Source organism: Herminiimonas glaciei, from assembly GCF_042664955.1.
Classification (GTDB): Bacteria; Pseudomonadota; Gammaproteobacteria; order Burkholderiales; family Burkholderiaceae_D; genus Oxalicibacterium; species Oxalicibacterium glaciei.
This window is the reverse complement of the sequence record NZ_JBHTBU010000001.1, coordinates 1629959-1653902: the sequence shown is the minus strand read 5'-3', so window position 1 is coordinate 1653902 and position 23944 is coordinate 1629959. Positions and strand designations below refer to the sequence as shown.

Here is a 23944-nt window from a genome sequence, read left to right as displayed (position 1 = left end):
GCATCGCGGTTAGCCAGAGATTATTAGCTTGGGACTTTTTTCAACATTTCAATGCCGACATGGCCGGCAGCGATTTCGCGCAGTGCGATCACGGTTGGTTTGTCTTTCGCATCGACTTTAGGCGTGTGGCCTTGCAGCAACTGACGTGCGCGATAGGTAGCGGACAAGGTCAATTGAAAGCGATTTGGGATTTGTTTCAGGCAATCTTCGATAGTAATGCGGGCCATACGTACTCCTAAAAATTCGATATCAGCTTAAATTGGCATGAATGCCCAATTGGGCGAACAGGGATGCGTTCCGAGTTGATTGTTGTGCAAACCGACAACGAGTGGCTTTTACGATCGCGCTCAACTCAGCTAAAGCAACTGTAAACTCTTGATTGATAATAACATATTCGAACTCGGAAGCGTGGGCGATTTCACCGCCGGCAGCCAGGATACGGCGGGTAATGACGTGATCTTCGTCCTGTCCGCGCTTTTTCAGGCGTTCTTCCAGTGCGGCAATCGACGGTGGCAGGATGAAAATGCCGACTGCATGCGGGAATTGCTTTTTCACCTGCTGCGCGCCTTGCCAGTCTATTTCGAGCAAAACATCGGTGCCGGCCGCCATCTGGTCGGCGATTTGTATCCGTGAAGTACCGTAATAGTTGCCAAAAACCTCAGCCGATTCGAGGAATTCATTGCTCTGGCGGCGTGCCAGGAAGTCATCTGGCGAGGTAAAGAAATATTCGCGGCCATGTTGTTCACCCGGGCGCGGTGGACGCGTGGTGTAGGAAATCGACAGCTTGATGCTTGGTTCCTGTTGCAACAGGGCGTTGACCAGGCTGGATTTGCCGGCGCCGGACGGCGCTACGACTAAAAACAGGCTGCCGGAAGAATGGGCTTGCTCAGACATCGGTGTCCTTGATGAATGGTTGAATATTAAAGTGGCAATCGGTGCTCAGTGATTGTAGCGCCGGATTTACTCCAGATTTTGTACTTGTTCGCGCATTTGCTCGATCAGCAGTTTCATCGCCATCGACGCATCCGACAATTCCTTGACGGCGGCCTTGGAGCCGACCGTATTGGCTTCGCGATTGAGCTCCTGCATCATGAAATCCAGGCGCTTGCCGACCTGGCCGCCTTTTTTCAGGATGGCGCGGGTTTCGCTCAAATGGGCGCCGAGGCGGGTCAATTCTTCCGCGACATCGACGCGTATGCCGTACAGCGTGACTTCCTGGCGGATGCGATCCAATGCTTCTTCGCGTGTCACGCTGGCTTGTGCGGCGCCACTGCCATTGCCGGCAGCGAGGCCCAGTGCTTCCTGCATGCGTTCGGTGGCTTTTTGCTGGAATTGCGCGACGACTTGCGGGATCAATGGCGTAATCCGCAGCACGATGGCTTCCATATCGTCGACACGGGACAACAACATGGTTTGCAGCGCATTGCCTTCGCGTTCACGGCTGTCGACGAATGCATTCATGGTGGTTTGCATCGCGGCGGCGACATCCGCCTGCAGGGTTTCCTGGCTCATTTCAGCTTCTTCGATGATGCCCGGCCAGCGCAATAGTTCATTGACTGACAGCGGTGCCGCATCGGCAAAGTAGCGGCGGATTTCCGCTTGCAGGGTGGCCAGCGCGTCCAATGCCCCCGAATTCAGCGCCTGGGTGGTGCCACCGGCAACCTTGCGGCCGAAACTGAGGCGGCATTCGACTTTGCCGCGCGTGATGCGGGCCATGATGGCTTCGCGCAACACCGGTTCCAGCGCGCGTAAATCGTCGTTAATGCGGAATTGCAAATCAAGGAAACGCGAGTTGACGCTTTTGACCTCTATGGTCAAGGTGCCGCTGCTGGTCTCATGGGTGGTGACGGCATAGCCGGTCATGCTGCAGATTGTCAAAATGAGTTCCTCGTTTTTCTTTACAAAGCGGCGATTTGTCCACACAATCCAGAACGAACAAGGTTGCCGGATTCAGGCAGCCGTAAAAGAGGCTGGCCTTGCTGCCGTCTCGCTTTTGCCGTGCTGTATTTCCCAAGCTCGCTGGACATTATTTATAGGACGACATGGCTGCGCAAAACAATGCCCCGTTGCCGGATGGATTGGAAATCGCTGGATATCGCATTGTAAAGAAGATTGCGTCTGGCGGGTTCAGTATTGTCTATCTGGCCTACGATGAAGATGGTAATGCAGTCGCCATCAAGGAATACCTGCCGAGCTCGCTGGCACTGCGCCAGCCGGGCGAACTGGTACCGGCTATTTCGCCGGAAAACCTGCCGGTCTTCCGTATCGGCCTGAAATGCTTCTTTGAAGAAGGCCGTGCACTGGCACGCATTGCCCATCCGAATGTGGTGAGCGTGACCAACTTCTTCCGTGCCAATGAAACCGTTTATATGGTGATGGGTTACGAGTCCGGCCGTTCGCTGCAGGACCACATCCTGCGCCGTCGTGACAAGGGCGAAAAGCCGCTGGTGTCCGAGCGTTTCATCCGCAAGATGTTCAGCCATGTGATGAACGGCTTGCGTGAAGTCCACACGAATAAACTACTGCACCTGGACCTGAAGCCGGCGAATATTTACCTGCGCGTGGACGGTACACCCATCCTGCTGGATTTCGGTGCGGCACGCCAGACATTGCAATCCGATATGCCCAAGCTCTACCCGATGTACACGCCGGGCTTTGCCGCGCCGGAACTGTATGTGAAGAATGGCAGCCTGGGGCCGTGGACAGATATCTACAGCATAGGCGCGTCGATGTTTGCCTGCATGGTCGGAGCGCCGCCGCAACCGGCAGACCAGCGCAAGCTGAATGACAAGATGGACGGTCATTTCAACAAACTGGAAGGCGTGTATTCGTCCGACCTGATCAAGGTGATCCGCTGGAGCCTGATGGTTGATCCGCTGGAACGCCCGCAAAGCGTGTTTGCCTTGCAAAAAGCCTTGCGTGAACCGATCCAGGAACAGCAGGGCGATGCCAGGCTGCAGCAGGTGGCACGCAAGATCAAAAATATATTCAACAATATGGGTAAGCGCTCGGCAAATGTATCGACCACGATACAAGAACATACGCGTTAAACTTATCCTTAACCATCCCTATCCAAAGCAGCCATGCGATTCTCTGTTTACCAAGAAAGCCATATAGGCGGTCGCAAAAATAACCAGGACCGCATGGGCTATAGCTTCACCCGCGACGCTCTGTTGTTGCTGGTGGCGGATGGTATGGGCGGTCACATCATGGGTGAGATGGCGGCGCAGATCGCGATGCAAACCATTGCTTCACTGTTCCAGGAAAACGCCACCCCTTACGTCAAGAAACCGGAGCGCTTCCTCGAAGACAGCTTCTTCGCCGCGCACCGCGAGATCCACCGTTACCGCGCCATCAATAATTTGCCGGAAACGCCGCGTACCACCATTGTTGCCTGCCTGATCCAGCACAATAGTGCGATGTGGGCGCATTGCGGCGATTCGCGTTTGTACTGGATGCGCAATGGCCAGATCCTGGCGCGCACCCGCGACCACTCGCGGATAGAAACCCTGATTGCGCAAGGCAAGGTCGATCCGTCTGAGCGCGACACGCATCCGGAACGCAACAAGCTGTTCAACTGCCTCGGTGCGCCGAATATGCCCATCGTAGAAATCTCGCGCCGCGCCAGCCTGCAGGCCGGCGATATCATGCTCTTGTGCTCGGATGGCTTGTGGTCGGTGCTGCCGGACCATGAGCTGGCGCAACGCCTGCACAACAACACCATCGTGCGGGCGGTACCGGAATTACTGACCACCGCTACTGGCATTGCCGGCAAAACAGGGGATAATGTCACCGCTTTGGCGATGATGTGGGAAAGCAGCGAAAACCTGCATGGCAATAGCACCATCACCACGCATACCTTGCCGATAGGCAGTGTCACTACCACGATCCAGGCACCACGGCACCTCGATCTGGAGAATGCCGACACCTATAACGATTCAGAAATCGAAAAAGCGATTGAGGAAATCCGCAACGCGATCGATAAATCATCACGTATCACTTCCAGGAATTAAAGCCACATGTCGTATGAAAATCGTCCCAGCGGACGCGCCGCTGACGCCTTGCGCGCCATCAAACTGACCCGTAACTACACCAAGCATGCCGAAGGTTCGGTCCTGATCGAGTGCGGCGACACCAAAGTCATCTGCACCGCCAGCATCGAAGACCGCGTCCCCGGCTTCCTCAAGGGCAAAGGTCAGGGTTGGTTGACGGCCGAATACGGCATGCTGCCGCGTTCGACCCACACCCGTATGGATCGCGAAGCCGCACGCGGTAAGCAATCCGGCCGTACGCAGGAAATCCAGCGCCTGATCGGTCGCTCGCTGCGCGCCGCCTTCGATTTGCAGGCTTTCGGTGAGCGTACCTTGCACCTGGATTGCGACGTTATCCAGGCCGACGGTGGCACCCGTACCGCAGCGATTACCGGCACCATGGTTGCCGCCTACGATGCGTTCAGCAAGCTGGTCGCGCAAAACGTCATCCCGGCGATCCCGCTCAAGCATTTTGTCGCGGCGATCTCGGTCGGCGTGTACAAAGGCCAGCCGGTACTGGATCTTGATTACGACGAAGATTCGGATTGCGATACCGATATGAATATCGTCATGACCGATGCCGGCCACTTCATTGAAGTGCAGGGCACGGCGGAAGGTGCGGCATTTGATCGTGCGACCATGGATAAATTGCTGGACCTGGCGCAAGACGGCATCAGTGACCTGATCGTGCTGCAAAAACAGGCCTTGGCAATAGCTGCGTAAAATAGAGCCTGCACTGCGCAGACTTGCTTTTATGTAAATGTCGCAGCGCCTGGCCCCAGCGGATAGTTGCAAATCACCCGGCTGTTTTTGAGGCCGGGTTTTTTATCGTTTTTATTTTCGGATCATCATGTCGCGTACCCTTATCCTTGCCTCCAATAATGCCGGTAAATTGAAAGAATTCGGTGCCTTGCTGTCGTCCATCAATTTTGATGTGCATGCACAGGGCGAATTCAACGTACCTGAAGCGGAAGAGCCGCATGTCACCTTCGTGGAAAACGCGATCGCCAAGGCGCGTCACGCGGCACGCCTGACCGGCAAGCCGGCACTGGCCGACGACTCTGGCGTCTGCGTCAATGCATTGGGTGGTGCGCCGGGTGTGTACTCGGCGCGCTATGCCGGTGAGCCTAAATCAGATCAACGTAACAATGAAAAGCTCATCACTGATCTCGCGGCATACGCGGATAAATCCGCTTACTACTATTGCGTGCTGGTCTTTGTGCGTCATGCGGACGATCCGCAACCTGTGATTGCAGAAGGACGCTGGAATGGCGAAATGCTGGCAGAACCACGCGGGCAGGGCGGCTTTGGTTACGATGCCTACTTCTGGCTGCCCGAGCAGCAAAAAACTGCGGCAGAATTAACAGCTGAAGAAAAAAATCGCCTGTCGCATCGCGGCCAGGCCTTGCGTGCGTTGATAGAAAAATTGCGATGATCCCGATTAAACCGATCAGCGCCGATGTCGCTGCTGCGCTCGATCACTCGGGACCGGCACGCGTTGCCACGACCTATCTGAAGCCAGGTGCGTTAAGCCTGACTGCATTGCCGCCGCTGTCGCTGTATGTGCATTTCCCGTGGTGCGTGAAGAAGTGTCCTTATTGCGATTTCAACTCGCATGAAGCGACTGGCGGTTTCCCGGAAGATGAATACCTGTCCGCCTTGCGTGCCGACCTCGAGATGGCTTTGCCGCTGATCTGGGGGCGCAAGATTTATACGATCTTCATCGGTGGCGGTACACCCAGCCTGTTGTCTGCAGCCGGACTGGATCGTTTGCTGTCCGACATCCGTACCTTGTTGCCGCTGGATGGCGCAGTCGAGATTACGATGGAGGCCAATCCCGGTACCTTCGAAGCCGAGAAATTCAAGTCTTATCGTGCCAGCGGCATCAATCGTTTGTCGATAGGCATACAGAGTTTCAACTCACGTCACCTGGATGCACTGGGTCGCATCCACAACGGCGATGAGGCACAGCGCGCGGTCGATATCGCCGCCAGCAACTTCGATAACTTCAATCTTGATTTGATGTATGCCTTGCCGTCACAAACGCTGGACGAAGCGCGCCTCGATGTGCAGACCGCGATTGCCTATGCACCGCCGCATCTGTCGCTATACCACCTGACGATGGAGCCGAACACGGTCTTCGCCAAGTACCCGCCGGCAGTGCCCGACGACGATGCGAGTGCCGATATGCAAGATATGATCGAGCAGGAAACCAGTGCCGCCGGTTACCAGCACTACGAGGTCTCAGCCTACGCGCAGCCTAAGCGTCAGGCGCGGCATAACCTCAACTATTGGCAGTTCGGCGACTACCTCGGCATAGGCGCAGGGGCGCACACCAAACTGTCATTTCCGCATCGCGTGATCCGGCAGGCGCGTTACAAGCAGCCCAAGAGCTATATGGAGCAAATGCGCCTGGGCAACCCTATCCAGGAAGAAAAGGAAATCACGCGCGACGAACTAGGCTTTGAATTCATGCTGAACGCGATGCGCCTGGTGGAAGGCGTGGAGGTCAATATGTTCGCCGAACGCACCGGCATGCCGCTGAATGCAGTGGAGCGGGCGCTAAACGAGGCTGAAGCCAAGGGTTTGCTCTACCGCGACCATAAAACGATTAAGCCGACAGTGCTGGGCCAGCGTTTCCTGAATGATTTGCAGGAAATGTTTCTGGCGGATTGAAACAAATAATCGTCGGACAGTCGGCAATTCCAGGGGAGTTAGGTATAATGCGACCTCTTGGAAGTTGATGGACTGCTTCGCCGGTTAATTGCACGCTCGTGCAATGCGCAGTAAACCGGATGAATGTGGTTCATTCGTCAATATCCCAAAACGGAAGTGTGGCCGAGTGGTTGAAGGCACCAGTCTTGAAAACTGGCGACGGTTTATCCCGTTCGTGAGTTCGAATCTCACCGCTTCCGCCAACTGGCTGCAACGCTCATGCTGACTTGTCATTGATTGGCCATGTCACACCACAAATTTTCAGTACTCAAGCTGCGTATTCGATTTCTCTATCCGCTCATCTGCGTTTCTTTCCCGGCATTTGTTCTGGTCATTGCGTATAACAAGTTTGATACGGAAATTTCCAGTTTCCTATACAGGTTTGATACGGAAATTCCCCATTTTTTATATTCCTTATCAAGTGTTACATGTCCATGCGGAGGTGGCGTTTCTTATCCTGCCGGACAATTTCTTCATGACGCCATTGACTATCTTTGCTACGCCGCTTTTATACTTGGAATAATCGTTACATGCTGGCGTGCTTATTGCGATTATGTGCGTGGGGATGTCTTTCACGAGATCTATCCAGAGGTAGATGTTTAGGCGGTCATGCTTTTCATGGATGCCTGCTACCTTTCTATTAAAAAAAATCCCGCCAAGATCACTCAAGGCGGGAAATGCTTTATAGCTATTTGTACGGCCTGGTCAGGTGATGACCCTGGCCGCTCTTGTTAATCCGAAACCGATTTGAATTGTGTTCAATCGATACCGGTTGCCGATGCGACGACAGCCAGGCGACGCGGTGGCGTTACCGCGCGTTTGATGCTGGATAGTTTGGAGGCGAGTGCCGGGCGAACAGGAGTGGAGCGTACGGATGTTTCCTGCTGCTCGACTTGTTGTGGTGCGCTGGCGTCGATCTTGAAGACGCTGACGGTTTGTTCCAGTTTGACCGCCTGGTCTTTGAGCGAACCGGCGGCTGCGGCAGCTTCCTCTACCAATGCAGCGTTTTGCTGCGTGACGTGATCCATTTGCGCAATTGCCTGATTGACTTGCTCGATGCCGGCGCTTTGCTCCTGGCTGGCCGCCATGATTTCCGCCATGATGTCAGTCACGCGTTTCACGCTGTCGACAACCTCGGTCATGGTGGAGCCTGCCTGTACTACCAGCTTGCTGCCGGTATCGACGCGACCTACCGAATCATCAATCAATGCCTTGATTTCTTTCGCCGCTGCCGCCGAGCGCTGCGCCAGGTTGCGTACTTCGCTGGCGACTACCGCAAAGCCACGACCCTGTTCACCGGCGCGGGCTGCTTCGACTGCCGCGTTCAATGCCAGGATATTGGTCTGGAAGGCGATGCCGTCGATGACGCCGATGATGTCGGTGATTTTCTTCGCCGAGTCATTGATGCCATTCATCGTGACGACGACTTCGCTGACAACCTGGCCACCCTTGACCGCGATTTCCGAGGCTGACAATGACAGGCTGTTGGCCTGGCGCGCGTTGTCTGCATTTTGTTTGACGGTGGAGGTCAGTTCTTCCATCGACGATGCGGTTTCTTCCAGCGAGCTGGCTTGTTCTTCGGTGCGTGAAGAGAGATCCATATTGCCACTGGCGATCTGGTTCGAAGCGGTCGCCATGGTGGCGGTACCGCTGCGTACTTCGTCGACGATACCGATCAGGCTTTGATTCATATCCTTGAGTGCCTGCAGCAACTGGCCGGTTTCATCTTTGGATTTGACGTTGATCTGGCTGGTCAGGTCGCCGCTGGCAACCGTTTGTGCCACCAGCACTGCCTCGTTCAGCGGACGTGTAATCGAGCGGCTGATGATGATGCCTAGGCCTATGCTGAGTAGTAGCGCCACTGCGGAGATCGCAATGATGATAGTGATCGATTGTCTCGCTGCGAGGTCGGCTTCAGCACTTTTTGCATCTACCACTTTTTGCATCGAAGTGACGACGGTGCCGATATCAGCAACGATTTGCCGACGCAGCGGGCTGCATTCATTGACCAGGAATTTGCCGAAGGCTTCCATTTGATCGGCATCGCGGAACTGGCGCGGACGTTTGAGCTCTTCCGCCATGGCCAGCAAGCCTTTGCTGACTTTCTCGAAGTTGGCGTCACCTTTGAAGAACGGTGTCATCTGGGCCAGCGCATCCAGGTAGATGGCCTTTTGCTCATCCAGGATATCCAGCTCTCTCAGGGCGTCTGTCTTGTTCGTAAAGATGTACGCGTTACGTGCCGCCAGACCGGTTTGTCCGAGCGCTTCGCGTGCCGTATAAAGACGCTCGAGCTGTTGGGTACGGATTTCGTTCTGGGTAGCGATGACGCCGTCGATCTGGTTTATTCGCATCAAGGCAAATACCGCGATCAGCAATGTGAGCAGGGCGGTGATGCCGAATCCGAGGCTTAGCTTGCTTCCTACCTTCATATTTGCAAACATCGTTATCTCCCAATTTACGTCATTGAAATACTTCGCTGAGTGATGGTTAGTACGAAACGCGTTTGTGAAAAAGGATACAAAGGCCCAAACATGGTTGATGCCATGAGGAAATTTTCATGACGCTACCATGTGCTATGGAAATAAACGCTCCCATAAATATGAGATTTTGAGAGGATTTGATGCGTAATTGCGACGACTTTGGCGATAAATATCGGGAGTTAGGGAAAGACCCACATCTTTTAATGTGAGCTTTACAAGTTATTTATCGAAATCTTCACATGCTTGTTTGGATTGGTGATAGGGCAGGAGTGGTGACGGGTGTTATTCGAGGTATCTGATTTTGTGCAGATACGCATAGAGCTGCTGGCGTTGTGCGGTATCGAGTTGCAGGCATTCGCCGCCTATCGAGATGGTCAATTCGCCGTCTGAAAATAAACCTGCAATGACAGGCGTCGACGTTGAGTTGACGGGAATCGGCGCCACTGCCTCAGTGTCACTGTGGTCTGGCGTATACCTGCCACCATGTTCATGGCCGGTGATCGGATGCACGTTCGACGAGATCAATGTCGCCCCTTCCCCAGTTTGCGTGTGCTGCAAGCGCAAGATGTTTTGTTTCGACCGTGAGTTTGCAACCGTGATTTCGGAGTCGTCTTTACTTACTACGGTGAACTGGCGATCCAGTACCGTATCCGGCGCAGCGAAGTAGAGGCGGCCACGCTGGTCCTTGACCTTGATGATGGCGGCATGCGTTAAGGCACGCAGCAATAACGTATTAATTGCGGAACTATCTCGTTGCAGTACCTTGGCCAATTCCCTTGGCGTCATTGGGCCGTTGCGGATTGCATCAATTGCTTCCGCAATCTTGCTGCCTGGACGAGGTGAATATTGATGGCCTGCTTTTTTCATGCGCGTCACTTTCCCTGATGATGCCGGTCAGATGTAGTCACACTATTCAAACTGTTGCACCGGCCTTGTATAAATCGCATCCCGACGGATAATTATTCGTGAATGAATAGAATAATGCGTGTTTTTCCTGAAAAGTTAAGCGGGAATCATCTGGAAGAAGTTGAGAGGTAGTGCAGGAAGATGTGAAGGACGGTTGAAAAGGGGCGGTAAAGCAGGGGACTTGGGGATGTATGCGCTGAATGAAAAATCAGTTGTCGGCAGGTTTGTCCGGGCTTGTATCCGGCAGCGGTTCGGCAATGGTGTCGATGATTTTAATGGTTTGATTCAGTTTGTATTCCGGCATTTGCTGCATCAGCTTGACTGCATGTGCTATGCGTTTATCCATCGCAGGATAGCTGTCTTTACCGGCTTCTTGTGAGCCTGGATGCTCGCTATCGTCAGCGCTGCCTTCATTGAGCCATGAGAAAGAAACGCGGCAAGCCTTCGCCAATTTCTTGACGGTTTCTGTTTCCGGCCCTTTGCTGCCCACGCCTTTCAGGATGCGGCTGATCGTCGCTTGCGGCACGCCCGAAGTACGCGCGAGTTCGCTTTGCGATTTGATCCTTGCGGCCTTCATGGCCTGATCCAGGCGGTTTCCAATAGTCATGTGCCGACTATACATATGCGCATAAACACGATCAAAGCAATAACCATTTATGCATGGATAATTAGTCATTCGTGTATTGCATGTCTTTTTCTACGTTTGTATCCTTCCGGCTTAAACTTGAAATTCCAAATGTGGAGTATATTATATCCATATACGGAGGAAATCATGAGTGCAGCATACGCTTATCCCAAGAGTCGTTTTGAACCGGCCGCGCTGGTGGACCTGAATGCGAAGTCGGAAAGGGAGCGCTTGTCCCGTTCCGCGCTCAAAGGTTTTTTCTTGCTGGCAGATGCCTGGAACTTGCGCGATGAAGATGCGCGTGAATTGCTGGGTGGTTTATCCAGCAGTGCTTTCTATGAATGGAAGAAGAACCCTGACCGCCTGCTCGAGGTCGATCGCATCACACGTATTTCTTACCTGATCGGGATCTATAAGGCTTTGCACATCCTGTATGGCGAGAAGCTGGCAAACGAGTGGGTTGGTTTGCCAAATAAAAATGCGATCTTTTCCGGTTTGTCGCCGCTTGCTTATATGCAGGCCGGTGGTTTGCTGGCGATGCAAGTCGTGCGCAAGTTGCTGGATGCCCGGCGCGGAGGGCTGTAATGGCTGCACCTCCGCTTGTGCAGTTGCGTCAGTTTGATACCTGTCGTTTGATTCCATCACGTTTTGTCGATAAGGAAGATTCGGTATTGGTGCCGCTGTCGGAAGATGCGAAGCATCTGGCCGATATCTTTGAACTGGATAATGCTACCAATGCTCGCCTGATCGCCGAACATGGTCGTGCGACCGGCATAGGTGTGGATGAACTGGTCTTCGGCGTACCCAACTTTCGCATGATTAATGCGGCCTATACCTATGCCCGGCCCGAAGGCAGTCGTTTCAATACCGATGAGCGCGGTGCTTGGTATTGCGCCTTTGACGTGCAGACGGCACTCGATGAAATCATTTTTCACAAGACCGTCGAGTATGTCGAGATTGACCGTTTTGACGATACCGTCCGTTACCAGGTTTTACTCGCAGATTTCAATAATGAATTCCATGATTTGCGCGGTGCGACACGCTATGCCAAATGCCTGGCACCGGATAGTTATATTGCTTCGCAAAAGCTGGCGGTGCAATTATTGGAAGCGGGTTCGTTGGGGATTATTTATCCCAGCGTACGCCACGCTGGGGGCACCAACCTGGCTTGCTTCCGTCCGGCACTGGTAGGGAATGTACGGCGTGGACAGGTGTATGAGCTGTCATGGTCCGGTACGCCGCAAGCCAAGGTAAAGGCAGTCCGTCGTTAACGTCTGCTGACAGTTTGTCGTTTTTTAGATGAAACATAGACAATATTGTTTTTGTTTATCTATACTGGAGCGCACAAACAGGGATTGAAGAGAAGCAATCAGAATTGCTCTTGCCGGTGAGAAAATATTGAGAATATTTTTAGTCACGCTGCCATCCGCCATCCTTACTCCGGGCCATCCGCATCGGATTGGCTATCACCTTGCTTTCGGTATCAGTGTCTTGTTCGCAACAAGTGCCTGGGCCGATTGCGACAATACCGCGCCAACGTCCGGCAACACTGTCACTTGTACCGCTTCGGTTGGCACCGCCACCAGCGTGATTGCCGTGCCGGGCAGCACCGGCGTTACCGTCAATTCCTCAGGCGCCATTTCATTTGCGCGCATGGGCATACAAGTGGTTGGTGGCAGCAACGTTACCAATAACGGCACCATTACGACGGCTGCCGGTTCGGGCAGTGGCTTGAAGGCGGCGATCTCGGCGCTGACCAACAATAATACGATCATCAATAATGGCGTGATTGCGGTCACCGGACCGAGTATTTATGGGATTTCCATCGGTACTTCGGCCGCCGGTGGTGGCGGTGTCGGCAACACGATCGTCAACAGCGCAGGCAGCCAGATCACTACGCTCAATAGCGGCTCCGATGCGATCCATGTGGTGGGTGGTAATAATACGATCACGAACGACGGCACGATCAGCACCAGCGGTTCTTCGTCGACAGCTGTGTACGCACAGGGCAATGCCAACAGCTTTACCAATAACGGTACCATCAATGTGGTGGGCAATGGTTCCGATGGCGTTTTCATGAATACGGTGAGCTCGACTTTCACATCGAGTATCACGAATAATGGCAGTATCACCAGCGCGAATTCGTATGCGATTCGGGGCCTCAACGGCAGTGATACGGTGATCAATTCCGGTTATCTGGAAGGGCATGGCGGGGCAGCCGGTGATACCGCCATCATCCTCGGTAACAGCGTCAATAATTCACTGATCTTGCGCACCGGTTCACAGATTGTCGGTGCGGCCGACGGCGGGCGTGGCAACAGCAATGTTTACCTGGAAGGCAACGGCCTGGTTGATAGCGCATTCCGTAATTTCAATACATTGACGATGCGCGGTACGGCGTGGAACTGGACTACCGATGCGACTTTCAATAACACCACGATCCAGACCGGCACCCTGACGCTGGACAGTGTATTGACCAGCCCGGTGTATATCGATACCGCAGGAACGCTGGCGACCACAGGCGGGACCACCACAGTGGCCGGCAGTGCGGCAGGCGCTGCGCCCGGCACCGTGGTTGGTGTGTTGTCCGGCACAGGGAGTGTGGCAGGCAATCTGGTGAATGGCGGTACCGTGCACCCAGGGGCAGGCGACGGTACTGGTGCGCTGACGATCAACGGCAATTACGCCAATCTGAGTTCCGGCACACTGGCGATCGATCTCACGCCCACCTCTGCTGGCAAGCTGAACGTGACAGGTAACGTGAATCTGCAAGGCGGACAGGTGACGGCGAATTTCAAGCCAGGTAACTATGACGCCTTCCAGCAGCAGGAAATCATACATTGCACCGGCAATTGCGTGACCGGCAGCTTCACCGCATATACGCCTTCTGCATTTGTCGATACCACCGTATTCAACGGTGTGGGTAACAACAGTGTATTCATAGGCTATCAGCGTAACGATGTCGATTTCGCCGATGTAGCGACTACCGAAAACGACAAGGCCCTGGCTGCTTCGCTCGATGCAAACGCGAATGCCGGTGGCATGACGAGTATTGTTAATCAATTGGTGGTGATGTCAGCCGCGCAGGCGCAAAGTGCTTTCAATAGTCTGGGTGGCGGTGATGTGCACGCCACGCTGGCCGGTTTGAATATGCGCCAGAGTGGCATGTTTGCACGCGCCTTGACGCAACGCTTGTCGGGTCCCTTGCCGCGTGACATGACGCGCGATAGCGGGCTGTGGGTTCGACCTTATTACAGCGACGGTCGCGTCCGTAGCGATGTCGTGGCTGACGCGGATTACCGCATCAGTGGGGTGGCTGCCGGTATGGATCGCTGGGTCAATCCGGAATGGTTGCTGGGTGCGGGTATTGATATATCGCAGCTGCACGGCAATTTTTCGTCTTATGATGCGCATGCGAAAACCGATGCTTACCAGCTTGGTGTGTACAGCAGTTATCAACGCGATGATTTTTATGTGGATGGCATTCTTAGCGCCGGGCGGCAAAAGAATACCGTCGATCGCAATATCAGTTTCGCCGGTACGAATGCACGTGCCAATGCCGCCTACACCGGCCAGCATGTGAATCTCTATTTAGAGACCGGCTATAAGCTGCCATTGTCAGGGCAACTGGTCCTCAAGCCCCTGGCATCCCTGGGCTATGTGCGGCAACGTGAACCGGGTTTCAGTGAAAACGGTGCCGGCGAGATAGGCTTGAATGGACAGAGCGCGACGACGCAAAGTGTTCGCTCCGGGCTGGGTGCGGCCTTGATTAAGGATTTTGCAGTTAGTGGCGGCGTGTTGACGGTAGAAGGCAAGGCGCGCTGGTTGCACGAGTTTGCCGATCGCACAGCACAATTCCAGGCGGCTTTTGCCGGTGATGTGACCGGCCAGACTTTCACTATCAAGGGTGCGGAAGCGTGGCGCGATGCGGCACTATTGGGTATGAACCTGATTTATGCCAATAGCGCGAATATGCATGTCTACCTTAGTTACGATGCAACCGTTGCCAAACGCGACACGGCGCATACAGTGACTGCTGGCCTGCGTTATGCCTGGTAGTGCTTGCCCCAGATCAGGCATCCTGCCGCATGGCTTTTGCCACGCTTTCCTTGTTCAAGACATCGCCCCACGATTCGATACGGTAGATATCGCCGAACTTGTGTATCACCATGCCGTATTGCTCGCGCAGTTTGTCGACCTGTTCATCGATAGAGCTTTTGTCGATGCCGGTCAGGTCGTCGATAGCGGTAGGGGTAGGGCGTTCCAGCAAATCAATGGCGGAAGCCAGCACGAATAGCCTGCGTGCATCATCCAGCGGATATTGCGGTACCCCGAATTTATTTTTACTGACAGTCATGCGCTATCCTTTCCTCTACGAGGTGGGCGGACGAATTTCCTGGCGGCTACTCGTCTTGTTACGCTTCAATGCTTAATATAGTACCGACTCTGCCGCCTGGCAAAAATTCCATTTGCCGACTATCAACATCGCTGTTTCAGGCGTCTGCCACAAGACCGGCGTTTTTCAGTTAGTCTTACGCAACCTGGCTTATTTCTTTCCCAGCAGAATTCATGAGCAGCGTGGATTTGCCGACCGGCATCTGCGTCGCGGCTGGCGTACCCGTTTTTAGAAAGCATCTGTATCCATGTTCCTGCAATCCCTACGTATGACGCAGCGCGATTGGCGCGCCGGTGAGTTGCGCTTCCTGCTGGTGTCACTGATAGTCGCGGTAGCTGCTTTGTCCTCGGTCGGTTTCTTTGTCGATCGCATGCGCGCCGGTTTGAATCGCGATGCCCATCAATTGCTGGGTGCGGACCTGGTGATACGTGCCGATGAACCGATTGCCGCTGCCATGCGCAAGGAAGCGCAACAGCGCGGCTTGCAACTGGCCGATACCACGGTGTTCCCGAGCATGGCGATTGCCGGTGAAGGGGAGCAGGCCGTCTCCAAGCTAGCTTCGATCAAGGCTGTTACCACCGGTTATCCGCTGCGCGGCAAGCTGAAGGTATCGGAGACCCTGGTCGGCGAGGGCGAGGTGACCGATACGATTCCTGCGGCCGGCACGGTATGGGTGGATCCGGGCATCCTGGAAAGTCTGAATGTCGCAGTCGGCAGTCCGCTGAAACTGGGTGACAAGACGTTCACGATTGCCAAGGTACTGAATTTTGAACCGGATCGCGGTGCCGGCTTCATGAACTTCGCGCCACGCGTGATGCTGGCGCAAAGCGACCTCGCTGCCACCAACCTGGTACAGAACGGTTCGCGCGTCAGCTATCGCTTGCTGCTGGCCGGCAAGCAGGCGGACGTCAGCGCCTTCGATAAACAGGTGCAGGAGCAGATAGAGAAACAAAACCTGAAGGGCCTGCGTACAGAATCGCTGGAGTCGGGCCGCCCGGAAATGCGCGCCACACTGGAGCGCGCCGAGCAATTCCTGTCACTGGTTGGCTTGCTGTCGGCGATGCTGGCCGCCGTCGCAGTGGCAATGGCGGCACGTCGCTTCATGCTGCGCCATGTGGATGCCTGTGCGATGCTGCGTTGCCTCGGCATGACGCAAAACCAGGTGACGAGTTTGTACCTGATTGAATTCCTGATCGTCGGCTTGCTGGGTAGTGCGCTTGGTGCCGCGATCGGTTTTGCCGCGCATTTCGTCCTGATCGAATGGCTGGGCCGGCTGGTGACGAATGTCTTGCCTGCCGCGTCCTTCCTGCCGGCATTGCAGGGCATCGCCACCGGCTTGCTCTTGTTGATCGGTTTTGCCGTGCCGCCTATCCTGCAATTGCGCAATGTGCCGCATAACCGCGTGATTCGCCGTGAGCAGGATATGCCGCAGCCGATCACCATCGCGACGTATGCGCTGGGTTTGGCTACCTTTGTCGGCTTGCTCTTGTGGCAGGCGGGGAATGTGAAACTCGGTTTGCTGACTGCAGCCGGTTTCCTCGGTGGTCTGGCCGGATTCGCAGTCATTAGCTGGTTTGCCTTGAAATCGCTGCAATCCTTGCGCGGCATGATCAATCATCCGAGCTGGCGTTTTGCCGTGACCGCTTTGCAGCGGCGTCCCGGCGCGACAGTGGTGCAGGTGGTGGCCCTGGCCCTGGGTTTGATGGCTTTACTGTTGCTGACAGTGATACGCGGTGATCTGGTTGCCGCCTGGCGTAGTGCGACGCCGCCGGATGCGCCAAATCGCTTCGTGATCAATATCCAGCCGGAACAAAAAGCGCAAATCGAAGCGCGCCTGAAACAAAACGATATTGTCGGCGCCGATCTGTATCCGATGATACGTGGTCGTTTGCTGGCGATTAACGGCAAGGAAATTACCGGCGAAACATTCATCGAAGACCGCGCCAAGCGCCTGGTTGACCGGGAATTCAATCTGTCGACGATGACGCAGATTCCGGAACAAAATGAAATTACCGCCGGCCGCTGGTATGACAACAGCAAGCCGGAAGCATCGGTGGAAGAGGGACTGGCCAAGACCCTGAACCTGAAGCTTGGTGATCATTTGAAATTCGATATCGCCGGTGAAACAGTTGATGTACCTATCACCAGTTTGCGCAAGCTGGAGTGGGGTTCGATGCGGGTGAATTTCTTCGTGATCATCAATCCGGCTGCGATGAAGGATATGCCACAAACCTGGATTACCGCCTTCCATTTACCGCAAACAAATACCGGATTGGAAAATCAGTTAACACGTGATTTCCCGAACCTGACGGTGGTCGATATCGGCAGCGTGGTGAAGCAGATCCAGGATGTGGTTGACCAGGTAGTGACAGCGGTTGAATTCCTGTTCCTGTTCACCTTGGCTTCTGGCATGCTGGTCTTGTATGCCGCATTGGCCAGCTCGCAGGATCAGCGGACGCGTGAGGCAGGTCTGTTGCGCGCATTGGGGGCGACCCGCAAGCAGTTGTCGCAATCGCAATGGATAGAATTTGCGCTGGTGGGTGGCCTGGCCGGTTTGTTGGCGGCAACCGGAGCCACTGCAGTCGGCTGGAGCCTCGCGCATTTCGTCTTTGATTTCGAGTGGATATTCAGCCCTGTCGTATGGCTGGCAGGCCTTGGAATTGGCGCGGCCTGTGCCTTTATCGGCGGCTGGGTAGGCTTGCGCCATGTCCTCAAGCAACCTCCGTTGCAGACCCTGCGCGAAGCCTGATTTCGCGCGGCGGGATGCCGTATCGAATAGCGATGCGGTATCATGCAGGCTATGACTACTGAACAAGAAACACAGCCTGCAAGCATCTATGAATTGATAGGTGGCGATGCCAAAGTACGCGAACTGGTCGACCGGTTTTATGACTTGATGGACCTGGAGCCGGCCTTTGCCGGCATTCGCGCGATGCATCCGACCACACTGGAAGGTTCACGCGACAAACTTTACTGGTTCCTCTCCGGCTGGACCGGCGGTCCGAATATGTTCGTCGAACGCTTCGGCCACCCGCGCCTGCGTGCACGCCATTTGCCTTACGCGATAGCCACTGATGAACGTGACCAGTGGTTGCGCTGCATGGAAACGGCGATGCAGGATGTCGGCATAGAAGAGCGGATACAAAAGCGCTTGCAACAGGCTTTTTATGACACCGCTGACTGGATGCGCAACACGCATGGCTAAGCAGTCTCAGTCTTTCCCTAACGCGTTTCACCCGGATAAAGTCCAACCATGACTCAACTGCATTTCATCATCCTGGCAGTGCTTGCTGTAGTCATCATTGGCTTGCAGGTAGTGCTCCTCTTGCGCGCACGCGGCACGGACCTCGCAGCACAACTCGCGCCGCAATTAAAGCAATTGCAGAATGAAGTACAAGCGCACCAGCAACAAGGCAGCGAGCGCATAGAGCGTGAACTGCGTGAGCAGGTGCAATCGACGGCACAATCCACGCGGCAGGAATTGGGTAGCAACTTTACGCAGTTTCAACAGGCATTGTCGACTCAAATGACCAGTGTCGCGACGCTGCAAAACAATCAGATCGATTCCTTTGCGCAGCAATTGGCGAAACTCAATGAAGCCAATGCCCAGCAACTGGAAGCGATGCGTCTCGCCATCGGCGCACAGGCGCAAGCGGGGCGCGAAGAGCAGGCGACTGCGCTCAAGCATTTTGGCGATACGCTGAACCAGACATTGACCACGTTGACCGAATCGAATGCGCAGCGCATGGCGGAAGTGCGGGCGACGCTGGAAGCCAAGATCAAGGACTTGCAAACCGATAACGGCACGCGCCTGGAAGAGATGCGCAAGACGGTTGATGAGAAGCTGCATGCGACGCTGGAACAGCGCCTCGGTGAATCCTTCAAACTGGTGTCGGACCGCCTGGAAAAAGTGCATCAAGGCCTGGGTGAGATGCAGCAGCTGGCAATCGGCGTCGGCGACCTCAAACGCGTGTTGACGAATGTGAAGACACGCGGCACCTGGGGCGAAGTGCAACTGGAGATGTTACTGGAACAGGTGTTGACGCCTGATCAGTATGCGAAGAATGTGGAAACCGTTCCCGGCACCGGTGAACGCGTCGAGTTCGCGATCAAGTTGCCGGGTACCGATGACGGGCAGACACCGATCTGGATGCCTATCGATGCGAAATTTCCAAAAGAACAATACGAGCGCCTGGCGGAAGCGGCGGATCGTGCTGATGCCGATGGTGTGTCGTTGGCCGGACGCGAACTGGAGCGCGTCGTGCGGTTTGAAGCGAAGAAGATTGCCGAGAAATATTTATCGCCACCATTGACGACTGACTTCGCGATCCTGTTCCTGCCGACCGAGGGCTTGTATGCCGAAGTCATGCGGCGTCCCGGCCTCGCCGACGATTTGCAGCGCACGCACCGCGTCAGCATTGCCGGACCTTCGACCTTGTCGGCATTGCTGAATAGCTTGCAGATGGGCTTCCGCACGCTGGCGCTGGAAAAACGCTCATCCGAAGTCTGGCAGGTGCTGGGTGCGGTCAAGACTGAGTTCGGCAAGTTTGGTGATGTGCTCGCCGCGACCAAGGCCACGCTGGAGCGTGCTGCAAAGAATATCGAACAGGCTGAAACACGCAGCCGCCAGATGACACGCAAACTCAAATCGGTGGAAGCATTGCCGAGTGAAACGGCGCAGCAATTGCTCGGTGTCGACCTGCCTCTGGGTGACCTGCTGGACGACAAGGAATAGGCAAATCCGGTGCTCGTCAGCAGCCTTTTTTAAATCATGATAAATTGTCGACACCTGATGCAATGAATGTATAGCTTCACCGATGCATTCATTTCATCAGTTTAACGTTCTCGGGGCGGGGTGCGATTCCCCACCGGCGGTAATTACGTTTAGGCGTATAGCCCGCGAGCGCTTGGCGAAGTTCTCTGCCTGCTTTCTGCAGGCATCTTCGACAAGGTCAGCAGACCCGGTGTGATCCCGGGGCCGACGGTCATAGTCCGGATGATAGAGAACGGAATGACTTTCCACGCACTGTAAGGTGCGCTTTGCCATTCCTGTACGCCCTGTATTTTATTTGTAAACAGGAGCTTCGCATGCAACATCCGATTGATATCAAAACCAAATCTGCAGTACGTCGTATCGCTTTTATACAAGCCAGCTGGCACAAGGAAATTGTTGACCAATGCCGCATCGCATTCATCGCCGAGATGGCCGAGCGTGGTTATACGGAAGACAGTATCGACTTCTTTGAAGTAGCCGGAGCCTTTGAAATCCCCTTGCACGCCAAAGTGCTGGCCAAGAGCGGTCGTTACGCCGCTGTCGTCGGTACCGGCCTGGTGGTCGATGGCGGCGTGTATCGCCATGAATTCGTGTCGCAGGCTGTCATCAGCGGCTTGATGCAGGCGCAACTGGAAACGGAAGTGCCGGTGATTTCAGCCGTGCTGACCCCGCATCATTTCCATTCGCACGACGAACATCAAAACTTCTTCTTCCAGCACTTCCTGGTCAAGGGCAAGGAAGCCGCACACGCTTGCGCCGATACCATTGCGCGCTTGCAAAAGATCGAAGCACTGACGCAGGAACGTATTGCTGCCTGATGTCTATCCATGAGCGATGAGGCCGCGCCTCGTCGTTCCGATGCGTCTGGTTGGTACAGCAAATAAAAAAGGGAGCCGAGGCTCCCTTTTTTGCGGCTATGCATCCGTAAGGGATGCATGTGCTGCTTACCGTTTTGTTTCCATTTGAATCAATGGTTCCGTCGATTGCGGCGGCAGTGGTTTGCGTTCACGTGGTACACGTGCTGGCGCTACATACTTGGCAGCTTCTTCCTGGGCTGCGCGCAGCTTTTCAGGATTGGTCGATGCCAGTACCAGGCCTGCTGCCTGCAAGACTGCTGTCAGGTTGTCTGACGTCGGTGCCGCAGCGACTGGTGCTGCTGGTGCCGGGGCTGGAGCAACTGGTGCTGGTGCAGCAGCCGGAGCCGCGACTGGCGCTTCCTGCACTGCTGCGGCAACGACTGGTGCCGGTGCAGCTTCTACCACCACTGCGGCGACTTCAACTGCAGCAACTTCAACTACTGCTGCTGGTTCCGCTACAGCGGCTTCTGCTACCGGCGCGGCTGCAACTACCGGTGCTGGGGCAGCTTCGACTGCCTCTGCGACTGGTTCGTGGGTAAACACGACTGCAGGTACGGCGACTTCTTCACGTGCTACTTCCTGTGGCACCAGCGGTGCTGCGATGGCGGCGGTGAGGGCGCTGACAGGTGCTTCCGTTGCGACTGCTGCGTTCACTGCGGCAGGAGCGACTTCGCGTGGCTGAACTTGTGGCGCGGCGGCGGTTTGTTCGCCATCATCCTGCTGTTCTTGCGCTGCATTTACACCATCTTCATTGCCTTCGTTTTCAGTGCCTGCTTCTGCATTGTCACGATCACGGCGATTACGGTTGCGGCCACCGCGACGACGACGGCGACGTGGTTGTTCTTCGCCTTCTGCGGCTGGAACCGGAATACCGTTTGCATCCAGTACCACGATCGCTTCACCTGCTTCGCCGGCCGGAACCGCATTGCGGGCTGGAGCGACGCTGGCAGCAATCGCTGCGCCTTGCAACAAGGCCGGATCTTCCGCCACGACTTCCTTGCGTTCTTCGCGTGGTGGACGCGGTGTACGTTCACGACGACCTTGGCCTTCTGCATTGTTTTCACGTGGTTCACGCGGCTCGCGTGGCTCACGCGGTGGGCGTGGCGGACGTGCTGCTTGCGTTTCGGTTGCAGCCGGTGCTTGTGCAGGTTTGGCTGTTTCGTCACGTTCTTCACGTTCGCGACCACGGCCACCACGGCTGCGGTTGCGTTGGTTGCGACCACCATTCGCATTGCGTTCACCGCGTTCGCGGTTGCGCGATTGTTTTTCTTCCGCTGCCGGTTGGGCTGCTGCCGCTTTTGGCTGTTCAGCACCGCCGCCCAGGAAAGCAAACAGTTTCTGGAAGAAGCCCTTGGCTTCGACCGGTGCTGCCTTGGCTGCTTCGACTGGTTTGCGTTCGACGATAGGAGCTGGCTGATCCGGCGTAATGCCTTTGACCATGGCTTCCTGACGTGGCTTGCCTTCTTCTTTTTGGCGCTTGCCATAGCTGATGTCGGTATCTGCTTCTTCCGTCATCGCATAGCTGGCTTGTGTTTCTTCCAGGCGTGGATCGTCATGCTTGATGCGTTCCAGCTTGTAGTGCGGTGTTTCCAGGTGCTTGTTCGGGATCAGGATGACGGAAACGCGGTGGCGTGTTTCGATCTTCAGGATTTCGCCACGTTTTTCGTTGAGCAGGAAAGCTGCAACGTCGACTGGTGCCTGGACGTGGATGGAAGCCGAGTTTTCCTTCATTGCTTCTTCCTGGATGATGCGCAGGACTTGCAATGCGGACGATTCGGTATCGCGGATATGGCCGGTGCCGTTGCAACGCGGGCAGGTCACATGGCTGCCTTCGGACAGCGACGGACGCAGGCGCTGGCGCGACAACTCCATCAGGCCGAAACGTGAAATCTTGCCCATTTGGACGCGGGCACGATCGTAGTGCAGTGCGTCTTTCAGGCGGGTTTCGACTTCGCGCTGATTCTTCGCGTTTTCCATGTCGATGAAGTCGATGACGATCAGGCCGCCCAGATCGCGCAAGCGCAATTGGCGGGCAACTTCTTCGGCCGCTTCACAGTTGGTATGGAATGCAGTGGTTTCGATGTCGCTGCCGCGGGTGGCACGGGCCGAGTTGACGTCGACTGATACCAGGGCTTCGGTGTGATCGATGACGATGGCGCCGCCGGATGGCAAGGGCACGGTACGCGAGTAGGCGGTTTCGATCTGGTGTTCGATCTGGAAACGCGAGAACAGCGGCACGTCGTCACGATAGCGCTTCACACGGTGCACCATGTCGGGCATCACGTGGCTCATGAACTGCTGCGCTTGTTCGTAGATTTCGTCGGTATCGATCAGGATTTCGCCGATATCCGGCTGGAAGTAGTCGCGGATTGCGCGGATGACCAGCGAGGATTCCTGGTAAATCAGGAATGCGCCGCCACCGGATTGACCGGCACCTTCAATCGCACGCCACAATTGCATCAGGTAATTCAAATCCCATTGCAATTCATCGACATTGCGGCCGATACCAGCGGTACGGGCGATGACCGACATGCCTTGCGGCAAGTCCAGCTTGTCCATGGTTTCGCGCAGTTCCTGGCGATCTTCACCTTCGACGCGACGCGATACACCGCCGCCGCGCGGGTTGTTCGGCATCAGGACCAGGTAACGACCGGCCAGCGAAATGAAGGAGGTCAGCGCAGCGCCTTTATTGCCGCGTTCTTCCTTTTCGACCTGGACCATGATTTCCTGGCCTTCGCGCAACGCATCTTTAATGGAAGCGTTACGGACATCGACGCCTTCCTTGAAGTAGGTGCGGGCGACTTCCTTGAATGGCAAGAAGCCGTGGCGATCTTCACCGTAGCTGACAAAGCAGGCTTCGAGCGAAGGCTCGATACGGGTGATGACGCCTTTGTAGATGTTGGACTTGCGTTGTTCGCGTCCGGTTGTTTCGATATCAATGTCTATGAGTTTTTGCCCATTGACAATGGCAACACGCAATTCTTCTTGCTGTGTTGCATTAAATAACATGCGTTTCATGTAAGTGCTCCGTGGCTCTAAGGCCGTTTTTTTATGTGCGGTAGCGCTACATATTTACATTGGTGCACAAGCGAATCGCGAACATGCGGACTGCGTGAAGCGAATAGCGGCGATAGCTCGGCTATCGGGGAAATTCGCAGCA

At 55.1% G+C, this 23944-nt stretch carries 20 protein-coding genes, 1 tRNA gene and 1 riboswitch; of the genes, 13 read left to right on the top strand and 8 right to left on the bottom strand.

What is annotated here, in order from left to right; genetic code table 11:
* Nucleotides 1-23 precede the first annotated feature (23 nt).
* From rpoZ to ACFQPC_RS07420, 3 genes are all read right to left on the bottom strand, one after another.
* Complete coding sequence (rpoZ, locus tag ACFQPC_RS07430) at nt 24-227, bottom strand: DNA-directed RNA polymerase subunit omega (protein WP_012079184.1); 204 nt, start codon at nt 225-227, stop codon at nt 24-26.
* 22 nt (nt 228-249) lie between these two features.
* Nucleotides 250-894 (bottom strand): guanylate kinase, encoded by a 645-nt coding sequence (gmk, locus tag ACFQPC_RS07425; protein ID WP_382271186.1) that lies wholly within the window; start codon nt 892-894, stop codon nt 250-252.
* Nucleotides 895-960: 66 nt separating this feature from the next.
* Complete coding sequence (locus tag ACFQPC_RS07420; RefSeq protein WP_382271883.1) at nt 961-1863, bottom strand: YicC/YloC family endoribonuclease; 903 nt, start codon at nt 1861-1863, stop codon at nt 961-963.
* Between the two features lie 179 nt (nt 1864-2042).
* On the opposite strand from ACFQPC_RS07420, the gene ACFQPC_RS07415 reads away from it, so the two are divergent.
* The 6 genes from ACFQPC_RS07415 to ACFQPC_RS07390 all read left to right on the top strand — a co-directional run bounded on the left by ACFQPC_RS07415 (nt 2043) and on the right by ACFQPC_RS07390 (nt 6949).
* Complete coding sequence (locus tag ACFQPC_RS07415) at nt 2043-3050, top strand: serine/threonine protein kinase (protein WP_382271184.1); 1008 nt, start codon at nt 2043-2045, stop codon at nt 3048-3050.
* A 33-nt stretch (nt 3051-3083) separates the two neighbouring features.
* Nucleotides 3084-4013: a PP2C family protein-serine/threonine phosphatase gene (locus ACFQPC_RS07410; protein WP_012079188.1), complete on the top strand. Its 930-nt coding sequence runs from the start codon at nt 3084-3086 to the stop codon at nt 4011-4013.
* 6 nt (nt 4014-4019) lie between these two features.
* The gene (rph, locus tag ACFQPC_RS07405) at nt 4020-4754 is read left to right on the top strand and encodes a ribonuclease PH (protein ID WP_382271182.1); all 735 of its coding nucleotides are present in this window, start codon (nt 4020-4022) and stop codon (nt 4752-4754) included.
* 127 nt (nt 4755-4881) lie between these two features.
* Nucleotides 4882-5466 carry an RdgB/HAM1 family non-canonical purine NTP pyrophosphatase gene (gene rdgB, locus ACFQPC_RS07400; protein ID WP_382271180.1) on the top strand — a complete coding sequence of 195 codons (585 nt, stop codon included), beginning with the start codon at nt 4882-4884 and terminating at the stop codon, nt 5464-5466.
* Nucleotides 5463-6707 carry a radical SAM family heme chaperone HemW gene (gene hemW, locus ACFQPC_RS07395; RefSeq protein ID WP_382271179.1) on the top strand — a complete coding sequence of 415 codons (1245 nt, stop codon included), beginning with the start codon at nt 5463-5465 and terminating at the stop codon, nt 6705-6707. The genes rdgB and hemW overlap by 4 nt, the downstream gene beginning before the upstream one ends.
* 152 nt (nt 6708-6859) lie before the next feature.
* Nucleotides 6860-6949: transfer RNA gene (locus tag ACFQPC_RS07390), tRNA-Ser, on the top strand.
* 555 nt (nt 6950-7504) lie between these two features.
* Here the strand turns inward: ACFQPC_RS07390 and ACFQPC_RS07385 are convergent.
* From ACFQPC_RS07385 to ACFQPC_RS07375, 3 genes are all read right to left on the bottom strand, one after another.
* A complete protein-coding gene (locus tag ACFQPC_RS07385; protein ID WP_382271177.1) occupies nt 7505-9187 on the bottom strand; it encodes a methyl-accepting chemotaxis protein in 1683 nt (560 codons plus the stop codon).
* A 321-nt stretch (nt 9188-9508) separates the two neighbouring features.
* Nucleotides 9509-10093, bottom strand: a complete 585-nt coding sequence (locus tag ACFQPC_RS07380) for a hypothetical protein (RefSeq protein WP_382271175.1) — start codon at nt 10091-10093, stop codon at nt 9509-9511.
* A gap of 247 nt (nt 10094-10340) precedes the next feature.
* A complete protein-coding gene (locus tag ACFQPC_RS07375; protein WP_382271173.1) occupies nt 10341-10739 on the bottom strand; it encodes a helix-turn-helix domain-containing protein in 399 nt (132 codons plus the stop codon).
* Nucleotides 10740-10904: 165 nt separating this feature from the next.
* Here ACFQPC_RS07375 and ACFQPC_RS07370 point away from each other — a divergent pair, with 165 nt between their 5' ends.
* From ACFQPC_RS07370 to ACFQPC_RS07360, 3 genes are all read left to right on the top strand, one after another.
* The gene (locus ACFQPC_RS07370) at nt 10905-11342 is read left to right on the top strand and encodes an antitoxin Xre-like helix-turn-helix domain-containing protein (RefSeq protein WP_382271171.1); all 438 of its coding nucleotides are present in this window, start codon (nt 10905-10907) and stop codon (nt 11340-11342) included.
* Nucleotides 11342-12028, top strand: a complete 687-nt coding sequence (locus tag ACFQPC_RS07365) for an RES family NAD+ phosphorylase (RefSeq protein WP_382271170.1) — start codon at nt 11342-11344, stop codon at nt 12026-12028. The genes ACFQPC_RS07370 and ACFQPC_RS07365 overlap by 1 nt, the downstream gene beginning before the upstream one ends.
* 127 nt (nt 12029-12155) lie before the next feature.
* Complete coding sequence (locus tag ACFQPC_RS07360) at nt 12156-14816, top strand: autotransporter outer membrane beta-barrel domain-containing protein (RefSeq protein WP_382271168.1); 2661 nt, start codon at nt 12156-12158, stop codon at nt 14814-14816.
* A 13-nt stretch (nt 14817-14829) separates the two neighbouring features.
* On the opposite strand, the gene ACFQPC_RS07355 is transcribed toward ACFQPC_RS07360, so the two are convergent.
* Nucleotides 14830-15114 carry a hypothetical protein gene (locus ACFQPC_RS07355; protein ID WP_382271167.1) on the bottom strand — a complete coding sequence of 95 codons (285 nt, stop codon included), beginning with the start codon at nt 15112-15114 and terminating at the stop codon, nt 14830-14832.
* 286 nt (nt 15115-15400) lie between these two features.
* Here ACFQPC_RS07355 and ACFQPC_RS07350 point away from each other — a divergent pair, with 286 nt between their 5' ends.
* The 4 genes from ACFQPC_RS07350 (at nt 15401) to ACFQPC_RS07335 (ending at nt 20745) form a co-directional block, all read left to right on the top strand.
* A complete protein-coding gene (locus ACFQPC_RS07350) occupies nt 15401-17902 on the top strand; it encodes an ABC transporter permease (protein ID WP_382271165.1) in 2502 nt (833 codons plus the stop codon).
* 51 nt (nt 17903-17953) lie between these two features.
* Complete coding sequence (locus ACFQPC_RS07345; RefSeq protein WP_382271164.1) at nt 17954-18358, top strand: group II truncated hemoglobin; 405 nt, start codon at nt 17954-17956, stop codon at nt 18356-18358.
* Between the two features lie 48 nt (nt 18359-18406).
* Entirely contained in the window at nt 18407-19888 is a 1482-nt protein-coding gene (locus ACFQPC_RS07340) for a DNA recombination protein RmuC (RefSeq protein WP_382271162.1), read from the top strand.
* A gap of 102 nt (nt 19889-19990) precedes the next feature.
* Nucleotides 19991-20165: riboswitch (FMN riboswitch) on the top strand.
* 76 nt (nt 20166-20241) lie between these two features.
* A complete protein-coding gene (locus tag ACFQPC_RS07335) occupies nt 20242-20745 on the top strand; it encodes a 6,7-dimethyl-8-ribityllumazine synthase (RefSeq protein ID WP_382271160.1) in 504 nt (167 codons plus the stop codon).
* Nucleotides 20746-20871: 126 nt separating this feature from the next.
* Here the strand turns inward: ACFQPC_RS07335 and ACFQPC_RS07330 are convergent, their stop codons facing one another.
* Nucleotides 20872-23802 (bottom strand): Rne/Rng family ribonuclease, encoded by a 2931-nt coding sequence (locus ACFQPC_RS07330; RefSeq protein WP_382271158.1) that lies wholly within the window; start codon nt 23800-23802, stop codon nt 20872-20874.
* Nucleotides 23803-23944 lie beyond the last annotated feature (142 nt).